Below are 19,118 nucleotides of genomic sequence, written 5' to 3' on the forward strand. Positions count from 1 at the left end.
GGGTTCAGCCCACCGCGATGGCGAACACGTGGAACGTCCCGCCACTGACCGTCGCGGGCAGCGTCACCGACCGGACCTGCTTGCCGGGGTCCAGCGCGATGGGTGCCGTGGCGAACACGTGCACCTTCAGCTCCTGCGGCTGCCCGCCGGAGTTGTTGCGGTACGGCGTGGTGACGACGATCCGGTTGTCGAACGACGGCGGGTTCGCCGCGCCGCCCAGCGCCCAGTCGGAGAACCCGACCTCGGCGGTCTGCGTGCTGCCGTCGGTGTAGGTGATGGTGAGTGAGCCGGACGCCTTGCCGTTGCCGCCGGCGCCCAGCAGCCCGAGCTTGGTCGCGCCGGCGGACGCGGTGATCGTGACCGTCTCGCCGGAGGCGTTGACGTTGTCCGCCTCGCCGACCGGCGACGTCGGCCAGGTGTAGGTCAGGCCGTCGGAGGTGACCGTGCCGCCCGGTGTCACGCCCGCCTCGGCCAGCGCGTCGCGCGAGTAGCTCCACCCGCCGCCGTCGAAGTTGCCCGCGGCCGGGTCGTCGTCCGGTGACGTGCCGACGTTGTCGAACGCCGCGCGCAGGCTGCCGGGTTCGGCCACCAGCACCGAGATCGTGGAACGCCGGCCGTTGGAGAACGCCAGCGGCACGCGGTGGGTCCGCTCGGCCGCGTCCGCCGCGACCGCGACGGCGACCTCCGTGCCCGCCTTCTCCCCCGCCGGGATCGTCACCGCGCCCGACGACGGGGTGAGCGTGATGCCGGCGGGCGGCTGCGCGGTCCACGACACCTCGCCGCCGTTGCCGGAGAAGTCCTGCGCGCCGACGGTCACCGTGCCGCTGCCCCCGGCGGGCAGCACCAGCCGCCCCGGTTCCACGTACGCCTGCCGCCCCACCTCGCCGTCGCGGAACGACGGCGGCGCGTCGGCCGGTCCCGTGCCCCAGTCGGTGGGAGCCTCGGACAGGCCGAACTCCACCGTGCCGCCGTCGGCCACCAGCGACTCGGGCAGCCAGGTGCGGGTCTGCGCGCGGCCGTTGAGCTTGAGGTCGGCCACGTACGTGCCGCTGCCGGACGCCTTGACCACGATCGGCGCGCGGTCCGGGCGGGTGATCACGACCTCGGGGAACAACGGGCTGTTGACCACCAGCTCGGCCCGACCGGGGATCACCGGGTACATGCCCAGCGCCGCCCAGACGTACCAGGACGACATCTGGCCCAGGTCGTCGTTGCCCATCAGCCCGTTCGGGCCGGGGCCGAACAGCTCGGTCACCGCCCGCCGCGTCACGGCCGCCGTCCGCGCGGGCGCGCCGGCCCAGTTGTACAGCCACAGCGAGTGCATGATCGGTTCGTTGCCGAGGAACGCGTACGGCTCGTCCGGGCCGGCGTTCAGCTTGGTGAAGAAGGCGTCCAGCCGGTCGCGGACCTTCGCGTCGCCGCCCATCGCGGAGAACAGGCCGCGCACGTTGTGCGGCACCATCCACGTGTACTGGGCGGCGTTGCCCTCGACCCAGTTGTCCGGGCTGCCCGGCGTGAACGGCTCCACGTACGAGCCGTCGCGGTTGCGCGGCTGGGTGTAGCCGGTGGCCGGGTTGAAGATGTTCTGCCAGTACTGGGCGCGGGCCGTGAACGTCCGCCAGACCGCGCCGTCGCCCAGGCGGCGGGCGAGGTCGGCGATCGCGAAGTCCGCCGTCGCGTACTCCAGCGTGGTGGCGGGCGCGCCCCACACGTTGCGCGCGCCGACCGGCACGTACCCCAGGTCCATGTACTCGGTCAGGCCGGGCCGTTCCTCGTAGCCCTGGGTCGGCTGCGTGGCGCCGCGCAGCATCAGCAGCAGGGCCTTGCGCGCGTCGAAGTCCCCGGCCCCGAACGCGTAGGCGCTCGCCACCATCACGTGGTACGGGTCGCCGACCATCACGCCGGTGTAGCCGTTGGCCACGGTCCAGCGGTCCCACGCGCCGCCCTGCTCGGCGAAGGCCACCAGCGAGCGGACCATGTCCGATGCCTCCGCCGGCGCGAGCAGCGACAGCAGTTGCATCTCCGAGCGGTAGACGTCCCAGCCGGAGAAGTTGGTGTAGACGGCGTGGCCGGGCTCGGCGGTGTGGACGCGGCCGTCGAAGCCCGGGTAGCGGCCGTCGGCGTCGGAGAAGACGTTGGGCTGCAACAGGGAGTGGTACAGCGCGGTGTAGAAGGTGGTGCGCTGGGCGTCCGTGCCGCCGGTGACCTTCACCTGGTCGAGCCGGTCGTTCCACGCCCGGCGGGCAGCGGCGCGCACGGCGTCGAACGACTCGCCGGCGCTCTCCGCCTCCAGGTTGGCCTTGGCGCCGTCGATCGACACGAACGACAGGCCCACGTGCATGGTGACGTCCGGGTCGTCGAACGTCACCCAGCCGCCGGAACCGGGACCGGAGACGGTGGTGTCCTCGGTCCCCACCTCGTGCCCACCCCGCGCGGCCACGGTCTTCGGCGCGTCGCCGAGCCCTTCGCGCACGCCGGAGCCGCCGCGTTCGGTGGCGCGGCCGGGCGTGACGGCGCCGTTGCGCCAGGTGCCGATGGACGCGAACGGCTGGTCGAACCGGGCGTGGAAGTACACCCGGTAGCGGTGGTCCGCGCCGCAGAACCGGCCGCTGGTCGCCCACCCGCTGATGGTGTCCGCGCCGATGGTGATCTCGGCGTCGTCCGTGCCGGAGACCGAGCCGGAGGTGTTGACCAGCAACGTCGACGTCTGCCCGCCGGGGTAGGCGAACCGGCCGACGCCGGTGCGCTGCGTGACGGTCAGCTCGACCTTCGTCCCGCTGTCGAGGGTCACCCCGTAGTAGCCCGGGGACGCGGACTCGTTGCCGTGCGAGAACGTCGACACGTACCGGTCCGGGTCGGTCGCCGGTGAGGTGGTGACCTCGCCGGTGAACGGCATGATCGGGATGTCCTGGTAGGTCGAGCAGCCCGCGCCGGACAGGTGGGTGAGGCTGAAGCCCTTGATCCGGTCGTCGGTGTAGGCGTAGCCGCCGTGCTGGCGGGTCACCGTGTCGGGGCTCCACTGCACCATGCCGAACGGCACGTCGGCGCCGGGGAAGTTGTTGCCCGCACCGCCGCCGGTGCCGTGGTCCGGGCCACCCGGCTGGGTGCCGACGAACGGGTTCACCCACCTGGCCAGGTCGTCCACCTGCGCCTCCCCTGCCACCGGCTGGACCACGACGAGGGCCGCCGAGAGGCCCGCCACCGCCGCGAGAGCGAGAGATCCGCGCACGAGCCGCCTCCTCGTGACAACGCTGTCCACGAACGTTGAGTAATCGCATACTCGCGGAGAGTGCAGGGGTGGCGTCAACCCCAAGGCCGGGTGTTGTCCGTTTCGAGACAGGACGAGCCGTTGACATCGGTGAACGCTCGGTGTGTGATTCGCGCACTATGACAACGTTGTCCCCGAACGGCGCGGCAGGCGCCCGCAAGGTGCGGCGCGCCACGATGAACGACGTGGCGCGGCTGGCGGGCGTCAGCATCAAGACCGTCTCGCGCGTGGTGAACGACGAGGCGGGCGTGCACCCGGCCACCGCCGAGCGGGTGCTCGCGGCGATCGACCAGCTCGGGTTCCGCCGCAACCTCAGCGCCCGCAACCTGCGCCGCGGCTCGTCCACCGGCACCGTCGGCCTGGTGCTCGAGGACGTCGGCAACCCGTTCTACTCCGGCGTCACGCGCGCGGTCGAGGAGGTCGCGCGGCTGCGCGGCCGCCAGGTGATCACCGGCTCGTCCGACGAGGACCCGGCACGGGAGCGCGAGCTGTCGCTGGAGTTCTGCTCGCGGCGCGTGGACGGGCTGCTGATCGTGCCCGCCGGGTTGCAGCACGGGTACCTCGTGCCGGAGATGCGCGCGGGCACGCCGGTGGTGTTCCTGGACCGGCCGGCGGGCGACGTCGTGGCCGACACCGTGCTGGTGGACAACATCGGCGGCACCGCCGAGGCGGTCGCGCACCTGGCGTCGTTCGGGCACCGGCGGATCGCGTTCCTCGGCGACGCGCCCGACATCTTCACCGCCAACGAACGCCTGCGCGGCTACCGCGAGGGCTGCGTGCGGGCCGGCATCGGCTACCACGAGTCGCTGGTGGTCATGGGCCCGCACGACGAGCAATCGGTGCGCAAGGCGTTGCAGGGGCTCCGCGACGCGGCCGACCCCGCGACCGCCGTGGTGACGGGCAACAACCGGATCACCGTGCACGCCGTGCGCGCGTTGGCCGGCAGCACCGTGCGACCCGCCCTCGTGGGCTTCGACGACTTCGAGCTGGCCGACCTGCTGTCGCCGCCGGTGACCGTGATCGCGCACGACGCGAGCGCGCTCGGCAAGGCAGCGGCCGACCTGCTGTTCGCCCGACTGGACGGCGACGGCTCCCCGCCGCGCCGCGTCGTCCTGCCGGTCCGGTTGGTGGCCCGTGGATCAGGAGAGATGCGCCCATGACGTCCGACACCCAGCCCGTCGCGCTGGAGGCCAACCAGCCCCGCCAGTTCTACCGGGGCGGCGCGGCCATCGCGGCGTTCCGCGGCCAGGACGACGCCGACACCGGGCCCGAGGACTGGGTCGCGTCGACCACCACGCAGTTCGGCAAGGACGAGGCCGGGTTGTCGCGGCTGCCCGACGGGCGGTGGCTGCGCGACGCGGTGGCGGCCGACCCCGGGTCGTGGCTGGGCCCGGCGCACGCGGCCGAGTTCGGTGCCGACACCGCGCTGCTGGTGAAGCTGCTCGACGCCGGGCAGCGGCTGCCCGTGCACTGCCACCCGTCCGACGCGTTCGCCGCCGCCCACCTGGGCTGCCGGCACGGCAAGACCGAGGCGTGGATCGTGATCGGCACGTCCGGCCCCGACCCGACGGTGTACATCGGGTTCCGCGAGGACGTGCCCGCCGCGGTGGCCGCCGAGTGGGTGTCCACTCAGGACTCGGCCGCCATGCTGGCCGCGCTGAACCCGGTCCCGGTCTCGCCCGGCGACACGGTGTTCGTGCCCGCCGGCGTGCCGCACGCGATCGGCGAGGGCGTGTTCATCGTCGAGCTCCAGCAGCCGACGGACTTCTCGATCACGCTGGAGTGGCGTGGTTTCCTCGCCGACGCCGAGGCCGGGCACCTGGGGCTGGGCTACGACAAGGCGTTGGACTGCCTGGAGCGCCGCGCCCAGTCGCCCGCCGACCTGGTGCGCCGCACGCGGGCGCTCACCGGCGCGTCGGTGGACCTGTTCGACGCCCGGGCGGAGCAGTTCTTCCGCGCCGACCGGCTGCACGTGTCCGGCACGGCGGCCCTGGAACCCTCGTTCGGCGTCTTCGTCGTGCTGGAGGGCGCCGGCACGCTGGGCCCCGTCGCGGTGCACCGGGGCAGCACGGTGGTCGTGCCGCACGCGGCGGGCGAGGTCGTGGTGACCGGCGACGTGGTCGCCGTCCGGTGCAGGCCGCCGGTGGTGCCGACGAGCTGAGGGGTCGGTCGGGAGGCGTTCAGAGGTACTTGTTCGCGAGCTCCGAGTACTCCTTCTCCAGGTCGTCGGCCAGGTAGGCGACGTAGGCCCACGGCACCTCGTGCACGTGGTCGCGCATGCCGAGCAGGTGGCGCTTGGCCCGGGGCGCGTCGTCGGCCAGGGCGAACGCCGCCGCGAACAGGTTGTGCGCCTGCAACGCGCGCGGGTGGGGCCTGCCCGGGTTCGAGTCCCACTTGTCCGCCGCCGTGGCGATCTCCTCCCGGTGCCGGGTGAAGTAGCGCATCTTCAGCGTGGCGATCTTCAACGCCGACCGCGCCTGCACGGCGTCCTCGAACTGCTCCAGGAAGATCTCGAAGTGCGCCAGCGGCAGCATGGCCACCACCGGGTCGCCGGGCGGCGCCGCGTCGACGCTGCCCTGCGCGAACGCCATCATCTCCTCGGCCGAGCCGCCCCACTTCGCCGCCAGGATCTGCAACCGGGTCCAGTGCGCCGGGTACAGCGTCGCGCACCGCGCCACGATCTCCCGCCACACCTCGTCCTTCTGGTCGCGGTCGACCTGCAACCCCAGGCCCGCGGTCTGCAACTGGGCCCACGGCACGGCGTCGCGCGGCAGGAGCTTGGCTGCCTCGTGCAGCGGGCCCACGGCCTTGCGGAGGGTGCCGAAGAAGACCTTGAACCGGTCCTTGCCGACGCTGTCGGCCCGCCCCGAGCCGCGGATGGCCCACGCCTCCCGGATGAACGCCGTGCCGGCCAGCAGCCACAGGTCCGGGTCGGTGTTGTTCTTCGCCAGCTCCAGCAGCTCGTCGGCGTGGCCGATGGCGTGCTCGCCGAGCACCTCGGCCCGCAGCGCCCGCACCTCCGGCTCGTCGCGGCACTCCGCGAGCACCGTGGTCGCCGCCCTCAGGTGGCCCGCGTCCATCTCCTCCGCCGCGATGTCCAGGATCGCGTCGTCGTAGGTGTGGTCCCGCACCACTTCGCGGGCGAGCGCGGCAGGCCGCTTCCTCCGGAAAATCCCCACTCCAGCGACCTTACTTTCCTCCGAGCCCGAGTGGCTTAAGTCTTTCGTAGAGCCGAACAGGGCCTTTCTGCGGTTGTCCCCCAGAGTACGTGCGCGGTGGAGTTGGGGCCTCGACGGAGGGGGAAATCCATGAGAGGGAGAACCGCCGCGGCCGTGACCGCGGTCCTGATCGGCGCGGCGCTGCCGGGGTACGCGCAGGCCGAGCCGGAGCCCGGGGTCGACCAGACCATCACGTGGTCGCCGTGCGCCGAGTTCGAGGGCCTGGAGTGCGGCACGTTCCAGTCGCCGTTCGACTGGCGCACGCCGCGCGACGGCCGCACCATCACCATCGCGGTGAGCAGGCTCAAGGCACGCGGCGGCGAGGCCAAGGGCGTCGTGCTGACCAACCCGGGCGGTCCCGGCGCGCCGGGCCGCTCGCTGCCGCTGGTGTACACCGGGCGGGCCAAGCTGGTCGAGCACCTGGACGTCATCGGCATCGACCCGCGCGGCACGGGCGCGAGCACGAACGCGACCTGCGGCGGGTACGGCTGGATGGGCATCGCCGACCCGCGCGACCGCAGCCGGGCCAACACCGAGCTGCTCTACGACGCCGCCGAGCTGCAGGCCACCGCGTGCCAGGCCCGGTCGGGCGAGCTCGGCAAGGTGATCAACACCGAGCAGACCGTGCGCGACCTCGACCTGCTGCGCCGCCTGCTCGGCCGGGAGAAGGTCAACTGGATCGGCTACTCGGGCGGCACCTGGATGGGCGCGTACTACGCCACCTACTTCCCGGACCGGGTGGACAAGTTCGTGCTCGACTCCAACACCGACTTCACCACCACGTTCCAGGACATCTTCGACAACTTCGGCTACGCCTTCGAGCGCCGGTTCCGCACCGACTTCCTGCCGTGGGTGGCCCGGTACGACGGGCTCTACCACCTGGGCACGACCGCCGAGCAGGTCCGCCAGGCGTACGAGACGACCCGCGCGGAGCTGGCCGCGGACCCGGTGACGCTGCCGGACGGCACCCTGGTCGACGGCGTCCTGCTGGACCGGGTGCTGGTCCAGGCCCAGTACAGCAAGTACTCGTTCCCGCAGGCGGCGGAGATCCTGTCGGCGCTGGGGCGGCCCGCGCCGGGGCTGTCCGCGGCGAGCGCGGCGGCGCCGGCCCGGTACCCGGACGCGGCCGCCGCCACGCTCTACGGCATCACGTGCAACGACACGCGGTTCCGGCACAACCGCGCCACCCTGGCGGCCGAGGCCGAGCGGCTCGGGGAGAAGTACCCGCTGTTCGGCTACTACCAGCGGCTCGCGCCCTGCGCGTTCTGGCACCGACCGCCGCTGGAGCTGAAGGAGCCGACCGGGCACGGCGTGCCGCCGGTGCTCATGGTGCAGTCGGAGCGCGACCCGGCGACGCCGCTGGAAGGCGCCCGGAAGGCGCACCGCGCGTTCGCCGGGTCACGGCTGCTCACCGTGACCGACGAGGGCGACCACGGCGTCTACGCCTTCGGCAACCCGTGCGTGGACGAGGTGGTGGAGGCGTTCATCGTGGACGGGCGGGTGCCGCCGCGCGACCTGACCTGCCCGGGGATGCCGCTGCCCGACCCGACCGCCCCCACCGCCGCGAGCACGCGCCCGGTGCTCGGTTGGCCCCTGTGAGCCGCTAGATCCCACCGGCCTGGCGACGGCGCGCCGCGTAGACGCCCGCCTCGGTCCGGCGGTCGAAGCCGAGCTTGTGCAGCAGCGAGGAGACGTAGTTCTTGACCGTCTTCTCGGCCAGGAACAGCCGGTTGGCGATCTGCCGGTTGGTCAGGCCCTCGGCGATCAGGTCGAGGATCCGCCGCTCCTGCGGGCTCAACGCCGCGTAGCGCGGGTCCTCGACCGGTCCGCCGCGCAACCGTTGCAGCACGGTCGCGGTCACGCCGGAGTGCAGCAGCGAGCCGCCCGCGGCCAGCGTCCGGATCGCCGACACCAGGTCGTTGCCGGAGACCTGCTTGAGCATGTACCCGGCCGCGCCCGCCATGATCGCGCCGAACAACGCCTCGTCGTCGGAGTACGAGGTCAGCATCAGGCACGCGGGCGGCGGCTGCACCGCCGAACGGATCTCGCGGCACACGGTCACGCCGTCGCCGTCGGGCAGCCGCACGTCGATCACGGCGACGTCGGGCACGTGCAGCGCGGCGGCGGACACGGCGGCGGCGGCGCTGCCCGCCTCACCGACCACCTCGATGTCGGGCTCGACCGCCAGCAGTTGCTGCAGCCCGCGCCGCACGATCTCGTGGTCGTCCACCAAGAGCACCGAGATGGACATGTGGCCTCCCTACACCGACACCAACGGCACGGACCACGTCAGCGTTACACCCCGCCCCCGGGCGGACTCGACCTCGCACGAACCGTCCCACCTCTCGGCGCGCGCCGCCATGTTGACCAGCCCGCCGGTGTGCCTGCCGCGTCCGGGGGGCAGGCCGTCGCCGTCGTCGCGCACGACCAGCCGCAGGTTGGTCGCCGCCCGGTCCACCGACACCTCGACCTCGACCTTCTTCGCCGAGGCGTGCCGCGCGGCGTTGGCCAGCGCCTCGCGCAGCGTGGCCAGCAGGTCGGGCCGCACGTGGTCGGGCACCACCGAGTCGATCGGGCCGTCCAGCGCGAGCGACGGTTCGAAGCCGAGCAGCCGGGTCGACTCCTGCACCACCTTCATCAGCTGGGCGCGCAGGTCGGCCGTGCCGGCGGGCGGCTCCTGCAACGAGAAGATGGTGCGCCGGATCTCCCGGATGGTCTGGTCGACCTCGGTGACGAACTCGGTCAGCCGCTGCGCCACCACCGGCTGCTCCACCAGGCCGTTCATGCTCTGCAACCCCAGGCCCAGGCCGAACAGCCGCTGCACGACCAGGTCGTGCAGGTCGCGGGCGATCCGGTCGCGGTCCTCCAGCACGGCCAGCCGCCGTCCCGCACCGGTGGCCCGGGTGAACTCCAGGATCAGCGCGGCCTGCCGGGCGAACGACTCGACCAGCGCCACGTCGGAGCCGTCGAACGCCCGCTGCTCCCGCGCCCGCGCCACCATCAGCACGCCGAGCACCCGTTGCCCCGCGGCCAGCGGCACGAACACCACCGGGCCGATCCGCCGCTGCCCGGGCAGCCCGTCGAGCACCTTGGCCTTGCCGGTGTCGAACACCTCGCGGGCCGGGCCGCCCTCGGCGGCCGCGCTGAACCCGCGCACCTCGCCGTCCACCACCCGCACGGCCAGCTCGCCCTGCACGTCGGGCAGGGCCAGCAACGCGTTCACGCCGTCGGCGGCCAGCCGGGCGCGGACCGCGACCAAGCGCAGCGCGTCCCGGTCCGGGGTACCGGTGAGCAGCGCGTTCGTCACCTCGTTGGACGCGCGCAGCCACACCTCGCGCTGCTGCGACTGCGCGTAGAGGCGGGCGTTCTCGATCGCGATGCCGGCCGCCGCGGCCACCGCCGTCACCAGCTCGCGGTCGGCGCGGGTGAAGTCCGAGCCGTCGGCCTTGTCGCTGAGGTAGAGGTTGCCGAACACCGCGCCGCGCACGTGCACCGGCACGCCCAGGAAACCGGGCCCGGACGGGTCGAACGCGGTCGCCCGCGAGCCGGGTCCCTCGAAGTCGGCGTCGTGGTGGCCGTCGTCGTGAGTGAACTCCAGCAGCTGCCGGTTCGGCCCGACCACGGCCAGCGCGCCGTACCGGGCGCCGACCAGGTCGCACGAGGACTCCACGACCCGGCGCAGCACGTCGGGCAGCGACAGGTCGCTGGCCAGCGACACGACCGCGGCCAGCAGCCGGTGCAGCCGCTCCTGCGAGACGACGGCCTCGGCGGTGCGGTCGGTCAGCTCGCGCAGCAGGCCGTCCAGCCGCGTCGCGGCGTTCGCGTCCGGGGAACCGGCCACCCCTTGACCACCCTGAAGAGTCGGAGGTCTCGAGGTTAACGCCTCGACCTAGGGGATGCGACGACCGGACAGCACCTCCAGGTCGACGACCAGGAAGTGGTCACCCCGGCCGTGCCCGCGCGAGGCCAGCGGCAGCCGCTTCAGCTCGGCCAGCCGCTCCTGCTCCTCGACCTCGGTGACGTGCCCGACCGCCATCACCGACCAGCCGCGGGACAGGTCGGGCGCGATGTCGTCGATCTGGAACGCGACGATCGTGTCCCGGGCGACCAGGGTGGCGCTGCCGTCCGGCACGCGCAGCACGACGCACTCGCCGTCGAGCGCGAACACCACGGGGTGCACCACCGGCAGCGCCCGGTCGGTGTAGACCAAGCGACCGATGGCGGCCTGGTCGAGCAGCTTCAGGCATTCCTCGCGCGACAGCACCTGAAGTCCAGCGGAGTCGTACATCGCACCTCTTCGTCACCCGGTCGCCGGGTTAAACGTTCGGCGTTGTGATCGTCGTTGCCTAGAGTCGGAAGTCCCGGCTTCGACATCCGACCTGGTTGGGGGACTTCCGCGATGGCTGCGTTCGATGTGACCGCGTTCCTGCGCCACCTCGGCGTGACCGAGGCCGAGCCGCCGAGCGCGGCGGCGTTGACCCGGTTGCACCAGGCGTTCGCGCGGCGGGTGCCGTACGAGACGGTGGAGATCCAACTGGGCCGCCCGACCCCGCTGGACCCGCTCGCCTCGGTGGCCAGGGTGCTGGCCGGTGGCGGCGGGTACTGCTTCCACCTCAACGGCGCGTTCGCGGAGCTGCTGCACGCGCTGGGCTACCACGTGACCAGGCACCCCGGCGGCGTGCAGACGACCGGGGACACCGCGCCGGCCATCACCCGCAACCACCTCGCGCTCACCGTCCGTGACCTGCCGGATTCCGAGGACACCTGGCTGGTGGACGTCGGCTTGGGCGATGGGCTGTACTCGCCGTTGCCGCTGCGTGCGGGCGTCCACCGCCAGGGGCCGTTCACGTTCGAGCTGGCACCGTCACCGGTCGCGCCGGGCGCGTGGCGGCTGCGGCACGACGTGCGCGGCAGCTTCTTCGCCATGCACTTCGCGCCGGACGCGGTCGGGCTGGACGACTTCGCCGACCGGCACGAGCACCTGTCCACGTCGCCCGAGTCCGGGTTCGTGCGCACGTTCGGCGTGCTGCGGGCCGACGGCCGGGGCTGGGACGTGCTGCGCGCGCTGACCCTGACCAGGGTTGAGGAGACGACGACCAGGACGGTCCTGGACGACCGGGCCGACTGGTTCACCGCCCTGGCCGACGTCTACGGCCTGCTCATCGCCGGACCCGACCGCGACCCGCTGTGGCGCAAGGTCGTGGCCCAGCACGAGGCGCACCTGGCCGCGCGGGTCTAGCCGGTCACAGCGACGCGCCCAGCCCGCCGTCGAAGTGCGGCACGAACCCGCCGTAGATCTGCGGCGCGTGCCGCTTGAGCCCCAGGTCCAGCATGTCCCCGCCGGTGGCGTCGGGCAGCTGGACCCGCCAGCCGAACGCCGTCATCGGGATGCTCCGGTAGGTGGCGCCGAACGTCCCCGGGTCGTTGGGCCGCAAGTGCAGCCACAGCGAAGGCTTCGGCTTGTCGTCGTAGGACAGCGCCACCCCGGACAGCTCGTACCACGGCACCGCCCAGGAGGCGTTCTTCTCCTCCCAGCGCAGGCCCTGCGGCTCGACCACGAGCCGGCGCAGGCGGGCCTTGCGCCGCCAGACACCGCCGCCGATCAGGCCGCCGATCGCGACCAGCGGCCCGACGAACATCGCCGCCAGGTGGCCGTCGGCGTAGGACAGGAACATCAGCAGGACGCCGAACAGCGTGAAGCCGAGCTGGACCGCCAGCCCCGCCCGCCGCTCCGGCACGTTGCCGAACGGGATCTCGATCTCTCTCATGACAACCCCACCGTGAAGCCCTCGTCCTGCACACCGCGGTACAGGTGCGGTGCGAACCCGAGCACCGCGCCCTCGATCACCCGGACCAGGCCCGCCGCGTCGCCCAGCGGCAGCCGGTAGACGCCGTCCTGGCGGGCCAGGTGCGCCATGTCGACGTGCCGCGCCCGGAACGCCGGCGGGTCGGCGGGCAGCAGGTCCAGCCGCACCATGGTCTTGCGCACGGCGGCGTCGGCCGGGTGGAACACCCGTTCCCGCGTGCGCGAGATCCGCACCGCGCCCAGCTCCGGCCAGGTCACCGCCCACGGCGCACCCGCCGGGTCGTCCCACCGCACGCCGGGCGCCTCCAGCACGAGCTTGCGCGGCCGGGAGATCTTCTTCCAGTTCACGATCGCGCCCAGCGTGATGCCGGTGAACGCCAGCCCGATGACCAGCCCGATCGTGCCGCCGACGCCCTCGCCGTCCGCGTAGGCCGTCACCGCGCCGACCAGTGCCGCCACGCCGAGGACACCGGCCACCGCACCCCCGATCAGCACGCGGCGGACGTCCCGCCTGCCGATGTCGATCACCACGGGCGTCATGCCCCCACCCCCTCGACCAGTCGATCAGCCGCAGCGTAGGGGTCCAGCTCACCCGCCACGACCCGTTTGGCCAGGGTTTCGAGCGCGGACGCGCCGCGCAATCCGCCGATCCGGGATCGCAGGCGCTCCAGCGCGATGGCCTCGATCTCGGCCGAGGCCCTGGTCGCGCGGCGTCGGTCCAGCTCACCGCGTTCGACGAGCCACGCGTGGTGGGCGTCGATCGCGTCCACGACCTCGTCGATGCCTTCGGCGCGGGACGCGACCGCCTTCAGCACGGGGGGCCGCCACGAGCCGCCCTCCCGCTCCCGCCGGCCGAGGGAGATCATGTGCTTGAGGTCGCGCGCGGTCTCGTCCGCGCCGTCGCGGTCGGCCTTGTTGACCACGAAGACGTCGCCGATCTCGAGGATGCCCGCCTTGGCGGCCTGGATGCCGTCGCCCATGCCCGGCGCGAGCAGCACCACCGCGGTGTCGGCCAGCGACACCACCTCGACCTCGGACTGGCCGACGCCGACCGTCTCGACCAGCACCACGTCGCAGCCCGCCGCGTCGAGCACGCGCAACGCCTGCGGCGTGGCCCAGGACAGCCCGCCCAGGTGGCCGCGGGTGGCCATGGAGCGGATGAACACGCCGGGGTCGGAGGCGTGCTCGCCCATCCGCACCCGGTCGCCGAGCAGCGCGCCGCCGGAGAACGGCGACGACGGGTCCACGGCCAGCACGCCCACCCGCTCGCCCCGCCTGCGGTAGGCCGCGACCAGCGCGGACGTGGACGTGGACTTGCCCACGCCCGGCGCACCGGTCAGGCCGACGACCCGCGCGTTGCCGCAGAACGGGGCCAGCGCGCCCGCCACCTCGCGCAGCTGCGGGCCGGCGTCCTCGACCAGCGAGATGAGCCTGGCGACCGCGCGCGATTGTCCCTCGCGCGCGCGGTCGACCAGTTCTGCTACGTCAACGGTGCGGGCCACACCTCTAGACCTTAGGCACGCGGACGATCAGGGCGTCGCCCTGACCGCCGCCGCCGCACAGCGCCGCCGCGCCCACGCCGCCACCGCGGCGCTTGAGCTCCAGCGCGAGGTGCAGCGCGATGCGGGCCCCCGACATGCCGATCGGGTGGCCCAGCCCGATCGCGCCGCCGTTGACGTTGACCTTGTCCTCGGCCAGGCCGAGCTCGCGCATGGACACGATGCCCACCGCGGCGAACGCCTCGTTGATCTCGACCAGGTCCAGGTCGGCCGGGTCGATGCCCTCCTTGGCGCACGCGGCCTTGATCGCGTTCGAGGGCTGCTGGTGCAGGCTGGCGTCCGGACCGGCCACCACGCCGTGCGCGCCGATCTCGGCCAGCCAGGTCAGGCCCAGCTCCTCGGCCTTGGCCTTGCTCATCACGACGACGGCCGCCGCGCCGTCGGAGATCTGCGACGCCGAGCCCGCGGTGATGGTGCCGTCCGGGGCGAACGCCGGCCGCAGCTTGGCCAGCGTCTCCGGGGTGGTGTCGCCGCGCACGCCCTCGTCCTCGGCGAACACGATCGGGTCACCCTTGCGCTGCGGGATCCGCACCGGGGCGATCTCCTCGGCGAAGACGCCGTTGCCCGCGGCCTTGGCGGCCAACTGGTGCGACCGGGCGGCGAACGCGTCCTGCTCCTCGCGGGTCAGGCCGTGCCGGGCGTTGAACTTCTCCGTGGACATGCCCATCGCGACCTGGTCGAACGCGCAGAACAGGCCGTCGTGCGACATGTGGTCGAGCATGGTGACGTCGCCGAACTTGAACCCGCCGCGTGACTTCTGCAGCAGGTGCGGCGCCTGCGTCATGGACTCCTGGCCGCCCGCCACCACGATGTCGAACTCGCCCGCGCGGATGAGCTGGTCGGCCAGCGCGATCGCGTCGATGCCGGACAGGCACACCTTGTTGATCGTCAGCGCGGGCACGGTCATCGGGATGCCCGCGTTCACCGCCGCCTGGCGCGCCGGGATCTGGCCCGCGCCCGCGGTGAGCACCTGGCCCATGATCACGTACTGCACCTGCTCGGGGGCCACACCGGCCCGCTCCAAGGCCGCCTTGATCGCGACGCCGCCGAGCTGGGCGCCGGAGAAGTCCTTCAACGACCCGAGCAGTCGTCCCATCGGGGTACGGGCCCCGGCGACGATGACGGAACCGGACACAGCAGCCTCCACAGCGGGTGTAAGCGGTTGTTAACACGCCACGATACCCAGGGTTACCGCTGAGTAGCCCTGTGAGGCGCCGCACAGGGAGACCTGCACCGATTCGGCGGCTAGCCTTCGTGACCATGGAAGAACTCCGCGGACTCGTCACCGCCATCGACCACGTCGGCATCGCCGTGCCCGACCTCGACGTCGCGATCGCGTTCCACCGGGAGCACTTCGGCCTCGAGGTGGCGCACGAGGAGGTCAACGAGGAGCAGGGCGTCCGCGAGGCGATGCTGCGTGCGCCCGGTGACGACGGCACGGGCACCGCCGTCCAGCTGCTGGCCCCGCTGACCCCGGAGTCCACCATCGCGAAGTTCATCGGCCGCTCCGGGCCGGGCCTCCAGCAGCTCGCCTACCGGGTGTCCGATGTGGACGCGGCGGCGGCCGCGCTGCGCGCCAAGGGCCTGCGGCTGCTGTACGAGCAGGCGCGGCGCGGCACGTCCGACAGCCGGGTCAACTTCGTGCACCCGAAGGACGCGGGCGGCGTGCTCGTGGAGCTGGTCGAGCCCGCCGCGGGCCACTAGGACCGTTCCAGGGCGGCGGCCACGAACGACAGCTCCAGGTCCATCCGGTCGTCGTCCGGCGCGTGCCGGGCGACCGAGTGCCGGTAGCTGACCGCGAGCGCCAGCAGCGCGGACGCGCTGTCGACGTCCTTCGCGGCCACCGCCGCCCCACCCGCGGCGACGATGACGTTGCGGATCTGCCGAGCCACCGACCGGTAGCGCTCGTGCAACGCGTCGCGGACCGCCTTGTGGGTGTCCGCCTCGCGCCACAGCAGGTGGCTGAGCAGCGGTGACGCCTCCAGCCGGGCGTCCAGCGCGGCGACGAGCCTGCGCAGGCTCTCCGCGATGTCGCCGACGACCACGACCCGGCGCGCGTCCACGGTGCCGTCCGGGAGCCGCTGCACCAGCGCCGCCAGCAGGTCGGCCTTGCGCCGGAAGTAGTAGTGCACGAGGCCCTTGGGCACGGCGGCCCGTTCGGCGATGCGCGAGGTCGGCGTCGCGTCGAAGCCGGCTTCGGCGAACAGCTCCTCGGCCGCCCGCAGGATCCGTTCCCGGGCCGACGAGTCCTCGACCACTTCCCGGTGATCCCTTCCCGTCGGTCGGGCCCGCGGTGGCCGCCGCGGGCCCGGCTGTCGTCACCCTCAGGCGGTGCCGGCGATCCGGCCGCCGTGGGCGGCGTTGGCCAGCGGCAGCGCCATGGCGCCCGCCGCCACCGTCAGCACGCCGGCGACCCAGGAGATCCACGACGCCGCGGTCAGGTCGCTGTAGCCCATCACCCACGGGGAGATGAACAGCAGCGCGCCAAGGACGATCTGGAACCACTCGCCGTAGACCATCCCGGGCATCGCGAGCGACGCGAGGCCGTCGATGGCGATCAGTGCGCCCAGCACGATCATCGTCCACATGGCCCCGGTGGTCGTCTCCACCACCAGGGGCGAAAGCAGCACCAGGACGCCGATGACCACCTCGGCCCAGTCCTGCCACCTCGTCCACGCCTTGGCCATGACCAGTACCTCCGTCCTGTCGATCGGACACCTTCGATGGTGCGCTTGGTTGGCCGCCCGGTCAAGGAGGACCGATCGGGGGAAATGCCAGTGCAGTGGCTCACAGAGCGGCGTTCTGAATCGGTTACCCGTGGGTAACCTCCGGCAACTCGCGTGGACCTCTAGAGCCCGCCACACCCGACCATCCCCCAACGCCCCCATTGGGAGGGAAACGCCGTGCAGAAGATCCTCGACGCGATCCTCGCGGACGAACTGGACGCGATCGGATCGCTGGACGTACCCGAGAGCTACCGGGGCGTGACGGTGCACGCCGACGAGGTCAAGATGTTCGAGGGCTTGGCCACCAAGGACAAGGACCCGCGCAAGTCGCTGCACGTCGACGAGATCGCGACGCCCGAGCTGGGCCCCGGCGAGGCGCTGGTGGCCGTGATGGCCAGCGCCATCAACTACAACACGGTGTGGACCTCGATCTTCGAGCCGCTGCCGACGTTCGCGTTCCTCAAGAAGTACGGCGGCCGGCACGACCAGCCGTTCCACGTGGTCGGCTCGGACCTGGCGGGCGTGGTGCTGCGCACCGGTCCCGGCGTGAGCGCGTGGAAGCCCGGCGACCGGGTCGTGGCGCACTGCCTCGACGTGCAGTTGGAGCACCCGGACGGGCACAGCGACACCATGCTCGACCCGCAGCAGCGCATCTGGGGCTTCGAGACCAACTACGGCGGCCTCGCCGAGATCGCGCTGGTCAAGACCAACCAGTTGATGCCGATGCCCGACCACCTGACGTGGGAGGAGGCGGCGTCACCCGGTCTGGTGAACTCCACCGCCTACCGGCAGCTCGTGTCGACCAACGGCGCGAACATGAAGCAGGGCGACACCGTGCTGATCTGGGGCGCGTCGGGCGGCCTCGGCTCCTACGCGACCCAGTTCGCGTTGAACGGTGGCGCGACCCCGATCTGCGTGGTGTCGTCCCCGGAGAAGGCGGAGATCTGCCGGCGCATGGGCGCGGAGCTGATCATCGACCGCAGCGCCGAGGGCTACCGGTTCTGGAAGGACGAGCACGAGCAGGACGTCAGCGAGTGGAAGCGGCTCGGCGCGAAGATCCGCGAGCTGACCGGCGGCGACGACCCGGACATCGTGTTCGAGCACCCGGGCCGGGAGACGTTCGGCGCGTCGGTGTACGTGGCGCGCAAGGGCGGCACGATCGTGACCTGCGCGTCCACCAGCGGGTACATGCACCAGTACGACAACCGGTACCTGTGGATGCACCTCAAGCGGATCGTCGGCTCGCACTTCGCGAACTACCGGGAGGCGTGGGAGGCCAACCGGTTGATCGCGAAGGGGAAGATCCACCCGACACTGTCCAAGGTGTACTCCATGGAGGACACCGGGCAGGCCACGTACGACGTGCACCGCAACGCCCACCAGGGCAAGGTCGGCGTGCTGACGCTGGCGCCGGAGGAGGGCCTGGGCGTGCGCGACCACGAGCTGCGGGCCCGCCACCTGGACGCGATCAACCGTTTCCGGGGCGTCTAAAGCGAAATCACTCCCGATGTGCGGCGCTCGGGTGACCGTCGCACATCGGGAGCGGGTAGCGTGAGCGGCATGGGCCTCGCCGACGACCGTGACCTCGTCCCCCTGGGATCCGGCTTCGACATCGTCAAGCGCGGGTACGACCGCGCCCAGGTCGAGGACCACCTGGAACGCCTGGACTCCGACCTGCGCCTGCTCGCGGCCGACCGGGACGCGGCGGTGTCGCAGACCAACGACCTGGCCCGCCAGTTGGAGGCGGCCCGGTCGGAGATCGCGGAGCTGCGCGGCCAGGTGGAGCGGCTTTCGCTGCCGCCGACCACCCTGGAGGGCCTGAGCGAGCGGTTGCAGCGGATGCTGCGGCTCGCGCAGGACGAGGCGAACGAGATCAAGGCGCGGGCCGAGGCCGAGGGCGGGCACATCCGCGCCAAGGCCGAGGCCGACGCGGGCGTGCTGCGCACCCGGTACGAGAAGCTGATCGCCGAGCTGGACCAGCGGCGCGCCGACATGGAGGCCGAGCACCGGGGCGTGCTGGAGACGGCACGCGCCGAGGCCGAGCGGATCGTGGGCGAGGCGCGGGCCGAGGCGGCGCGGTTGGACGAGGAGTCGCTCCAGCGCCGGACCACGGTCGAGGAGGACTTCGAGATCGCGATGGCGGCCCGGCGGGTCGAGTCGATGAAGACGCTGGCCGAGCAGGAGGCGGCGTCCAAGGCCGAGGCCGAGCGCCGGGTGCGGGAAGCGACCGAGGAAGCCGCGCGGGTGCGCGCCCAGGTCGCGCAGGAGCAGGCCGCGTCGAACGCCGAGGCGCAGCGGCTGGTGCGCGAGGCGACGGAGGAGGCCAACCGCCGTCGGCACGACTCGATCAGCGAGGCCACGGCGCGCGTGCAGGAGGCGACCGACGAGGCGAACCGCCGGGTGCGCAAGGCGACGGAGGAAGCGAACCGCCGCGTCACCCAGGCCACCCAGAAGGTGGACGCCCTCCGCCAACTGCGCAACCGCCTGTCCCAGCAACTGCACGCCGTGAGCTCCGCCCTGCACGACGTCACCCCCCTGCTG

The 19,118-nt window shown here is 72.6% G+C and carries 18 protein-coding genes; 7 read left to right on the forward strand and 11 right to left on the reverse strand.

All coding sequences use genetic code 11. The features are described from left to right. Nucleotides 1–4: 4 nt before the first annotated feature. Entirely contained in the window at nucleotides 5–3,229 is a 3,225-nt protein-coding gene (locus tag LZG04_RS38365) for a GH92 family glycosyl hydrolase (RefSeq protein ID WP_233826650.1), read from the reverse strand. A 215-nt stretch (nucleotides 3,230–3,444) separates the two neighbouring features. Here LZG04_RS38365 and LZG04_RS38370 point away from each other — a divergent pair, with 215 nt between their 5' ends. Both LZG04_RS38370 and LZG04_RS38375 read left to right on the forward strand, forming a co-directional pair. Continuing rightward, nucleotides 3,445–4,428 (forward strand): LacI family DNA-binding transcriptional regulator, encoded by a 984-nt coding sequence (locus tag LZG04_RS38370; protein WP_233826690.1) that lies wholly within the window; start codon nucleotides 3,445–3,447, stop codon nucleotides 4,426–4,428. Continuing rightward, a complete protein-coding gene (locus tag LZG04_RS38375; RefSeq protein ID WP_233826652.1) occupies nucleotides 4,425–5,429 on the forward strand; it encodes a class I mannose-6-phosphate isomerase in 1,005 nt (334 codons plus the stop codon). Before LZG04_RS38370 ends, LZG04_RS38375 begins: the two co-directional genes overlap by 4 nt. Nucleotides 5,430–5,448: 19 nt before the next feature. Here LZG04_RS38375 and LZG04_RS38380 read toward each other — a convergent pair whose 3' ends face one another. Continuing rightward, the gene (locus LZG04_RS38380; protein WP_233826654.1) at nucleotides 5,449–6,447 is read right to left on the reverse strand and encodes a hypothetical protein; all 999 of its coding nucleotides are present in this window, start codon (nucleotides 6,445–6,447) and stop codon (nucleotides 5,449–5,451) included. 129 nt (nucleotides 6,448–6,576) lie between these two features. Here LZG04_RS38380 and LZG04_RS38385 point away from each other — a divergent pair, with 129 nt between their 5' ends. Next, on the forward strand, nucleotides 6,577–8,085 hold the full coding sequence (locus tag LZG04_RS38385) for an alpha/beta hydrolase (protein WP_233826656.1): 1,509 nt from the start codon (nucleotides 6,577–6,579) through the stop codon (nucleotides 8,083–8,085). 4 nt (nucleotides 8,086–8,089) lie between these two features. Here LZG04_RS38385 and LZG04_RS38390 read toward each other — a convergent pair whose 3' ends face one another. From LZG04_RS38390 to LZG04_RS38400, 3 genes are read right to left on the reverse strand one after another with little or no spacing between them, the layout of a single operon-like run. Beyond that, a complete protein-coding gene (locus tag LZG04_RS38390) occupies nucleotides 8,090–8,737 on the reverse strand; it encodes a response regulator transcription factor (protein WP_233826659.1) in 648 nt (215 codons plus the stop codon). 9 nt (nucleotides 8,738–8,746) lie between these two features. Then, nucleotides 8,747–10,327, reverse strand: coding sequence for a GAF domain-containing protein (locus LZG04_RS38395; protein ID WP_233826661.1), 1,581 nt, complete (start codon nucleotides 10,325–10,327; stop codon nucleotides 8,747–8,749). 48 nt (nucleotides 10,328–10,375) lie between these two features. Beyond that, nucleotides 10,376–10,774 carry a pyridoxamine 5'-phosphate oxidase family protein gene (locus LZG04_RS38400; protein ID WP_233826663.1) on the reverse strand — a complete coding sequence of 133 codons (399 nt, stop codon included), beginning with the start codon at nucleotides 10,772–10,774 and terminating at the stop codon, nucleotides 10,376–10,378. A gap of 111 nt (nucleotides 10,775–10,885) precedes the next feature. Between LZG04_RS38400 and LZG04_RS38405 the strand changes: the two genes are divergently transcribed. Then, complete coding sequence (locus LZG04_RS38405; RefSeq protein ID WP_233826665.1) at nucleotides 10,886–11,725, forward strand: arylamine N-acetyltransferase; 840 nt, start codon at nucleotides 10,886–10,888, stop codon at nucleotides 11,723–11,725. A gap of 4 nt (nucleotides 11,726–11,729) precedes the next feature. Here the strand turns inward: LZG04_RS38405 and LZG04_RS38410 are convergent, their stop codons facing one another. Genes LZG04_RS38410 through LZG04_RS38425 form a run of 4 tightly spaced genes read right to left on the reverse strand, consistent with a single transcriptional unit; the run spans nucleotide 11,730 to nucleotide 14,986 of the window. Next, nucleotides 11,730–12,254 (reverse strand): hypothetical protein, encoded by a 525-nt coding sequence (locus LZG04_RS38410; protein WP_233826667.1) that lies wholly within the window; start codon nucleotides 12,252–12,254, stop codon nucleotides 11,730–11,732. Then, nucleotides 12,251–12,832 (reverse strand): hypothetical protein, encoded by a 582-nt coding sequence (locus LZG04_RS38415; protein WP_233826669.1) that lies wholly within the window; start codon nucleotides 12,830–12,832, stop codon nucleotides 12,251–12,253. Before LZG04_RS38415 ends, LZG04_RS38410 begins: the two co-directional genes overlap by 4 nt. After that, a complete protein-coding gene (meaB, locus tag LZG04_RS38420; RefSeq protein ID WP_233826671.1) occupies nucleotides 12,829–13,794 on the reverse strand; it encodes a methylmalonyl Co-A mutase-associated GTPase MeaB in 966 nt (321 codons plus the stop codon). Before meaB ends, LZG04_RS38415 begins: the two co-directional genes overlap by 4 nt. Nucleotides 13,795–13,798: 4 nt before the next feature. Next, a complete protein-coding gene (locus LZG04_RS38425) occupies nucleotides 13,799–14,986 on the reverse strand; it encodes an acetyl-CoA C-acetyltransferase (protein ID WP_233826674.1) in 1,188 nt (395 codons plus the stop codon). A 125-nt stretch (nucleotides 14,987–15,111) separates the two neighbouring features. On the opposite strand from LZG04_RS38425, the gene mce reads away from it, so the two are divergent. Next, a complete protein-coding gene (mce, locus tag LZG04_RS38430; RefSeq protein WP_233826676.1) occupies nucleotides 15,112–15,555 on the forward strand; it encodes a methylmalonyl-CoA epimerase in 444 nt (147 codons plus the stop codon). Here mce and LZG04_RS38435 read toward each other — a convergent pair. Both LZG04_RS38435 and LZG04_RS38440 read right to left on the reverse strand, forming a co-directional pair. Beyond that, nucleotides 15,552–16,109 (reverse strand): TetR/AcrR family transcriptional regulator, encoded by a 558-nt coding sequence (locus LZG04_RS38435; RefSeq protein WP_233826678.1) that lies wholly within the window; start codon nucleotides 16,107–16,109, stop codon nucleotides 15,552–15,554. The genes mce and LZG04_RS38435 overlap by 4 nt on opposite strands. A 66-nt stretch (nucleotides 16,110–16,175) precedes the next feature. Next, a complete protein-coding gene (locus LZG04_RS38440; protein WP_233826680.1) occupies nucleotides 16,176–16,538 on the reverse strand; it encodes an SPW repeat protein in 363 nt (120 codons plus the stop codon). Nucleotides 16,539–16,754: 216 nt separating this feature from the next. Here LZG04_RS38440 and ccrA point away from each other — a divergent pair, with 216 nt between their 5' ends. Continuing rightward, nucleotides 16,755–18,068 carry a crotonyl-CoA carboxylase/reductase gene (gene ccrA / locus LZG04_RS38445; RefSeq protein WP_233826682.1) on the forward strand — a complete coding sequence of 438 codons (1,314 nt, stop codon included), beginning with the start codon at nucleotides 16,755–16,757 and terminating at the stop codon, nucleotides 18,066–18,068. Nucleotides 18,069–18,137: 69 nt separating this feature from the next. Continuing rightward, the coding region (locus LZG04_RS38450; RefSeq protein ID WP_233826684.1) for a chromosome segregation protein at nucleotides 18,138–19,118 on the forward strand (981 nt) is incomplete at its 3' end.

The sequence above is a fragment of the Saccharothrix sp. S26 genome (assembly GCF_021390395.1).
Taxonomy (GTDB): Bacteria; Actinomycetota; Actinomycetes; order Mycobacteriales; family Pseudonocardiaceae; genus Actinosynnema.

Coding starts and splice junctions, on each gene's coding strand:
- LZG04_RS38400 (WP_233826663.1), bottom strand. CDS start 10,774: ATGTACGACTCCGCTGGACTTCAGGTGCTGTCGCGCGAGGAATGCCTG.
- LZG04_RS38410 (WP_233826667.1), bottom strand. CDS start 12,254: ATGAGAGAGATCGAGATCCCGTTCGGCAACGTGCCGGAGCGGCGGGCG.
- LZG04_RS38390 (WP_233826659.1), bottom strand. CDS start 8,737: ATGTCCATCTCGGTGCTCTTGGTGGACGACCACGAGATCGTGCGGCGC.
- LZG04_RS38440 (WP_233826680.1), bottom strand. CDS start 16,538: ATGGCCAAGGCGTGGACGAGGTGGCAGGACTGGGCCGAGGTGGTCATC.
- LZG04_RS38385 (WP_233826656.1), top strand. CDS start 6,577: ATGAGAGGGAGAACCGCCGCGGCCGTGACCGCGGTCCTGATCGGCGCG.
- LZG04_RS38415 (WP_233826669.1), bottom strand. CDS start 12,832: ATGACGCCCGTGGTGATCGACATCGGCAGGCGGGACGTCCGCCGCGTG.
- LZG04_RS38405 (WP_233826665.1), top strand. CDS start 10,886: ATGGCTGCGTTCGATGTGACCGCGTTCCTGCGCCACCTCGGCGTGACC.
- LZG04_RS38375 (WP_233826652.1), top strand. CDS start 4,425: ATGACGTCCGACACCCAGCCCGTCGCGCTGGAGGCCAACCAGCCCCGC.
- LZG04_RS38370 (WP_233826690.1), top strand. CDS start 3,445: ATGAACGACGTGGCGCGGCTGGCGGGCGTCAGCATCAAGACCGTCTCG.
- mce (WP_233826676.1), top strand. CDS start 15,112: ATGGAAGAACTCCGCGGACTCGTCACCGCCATCGACCACGTCGGCATC.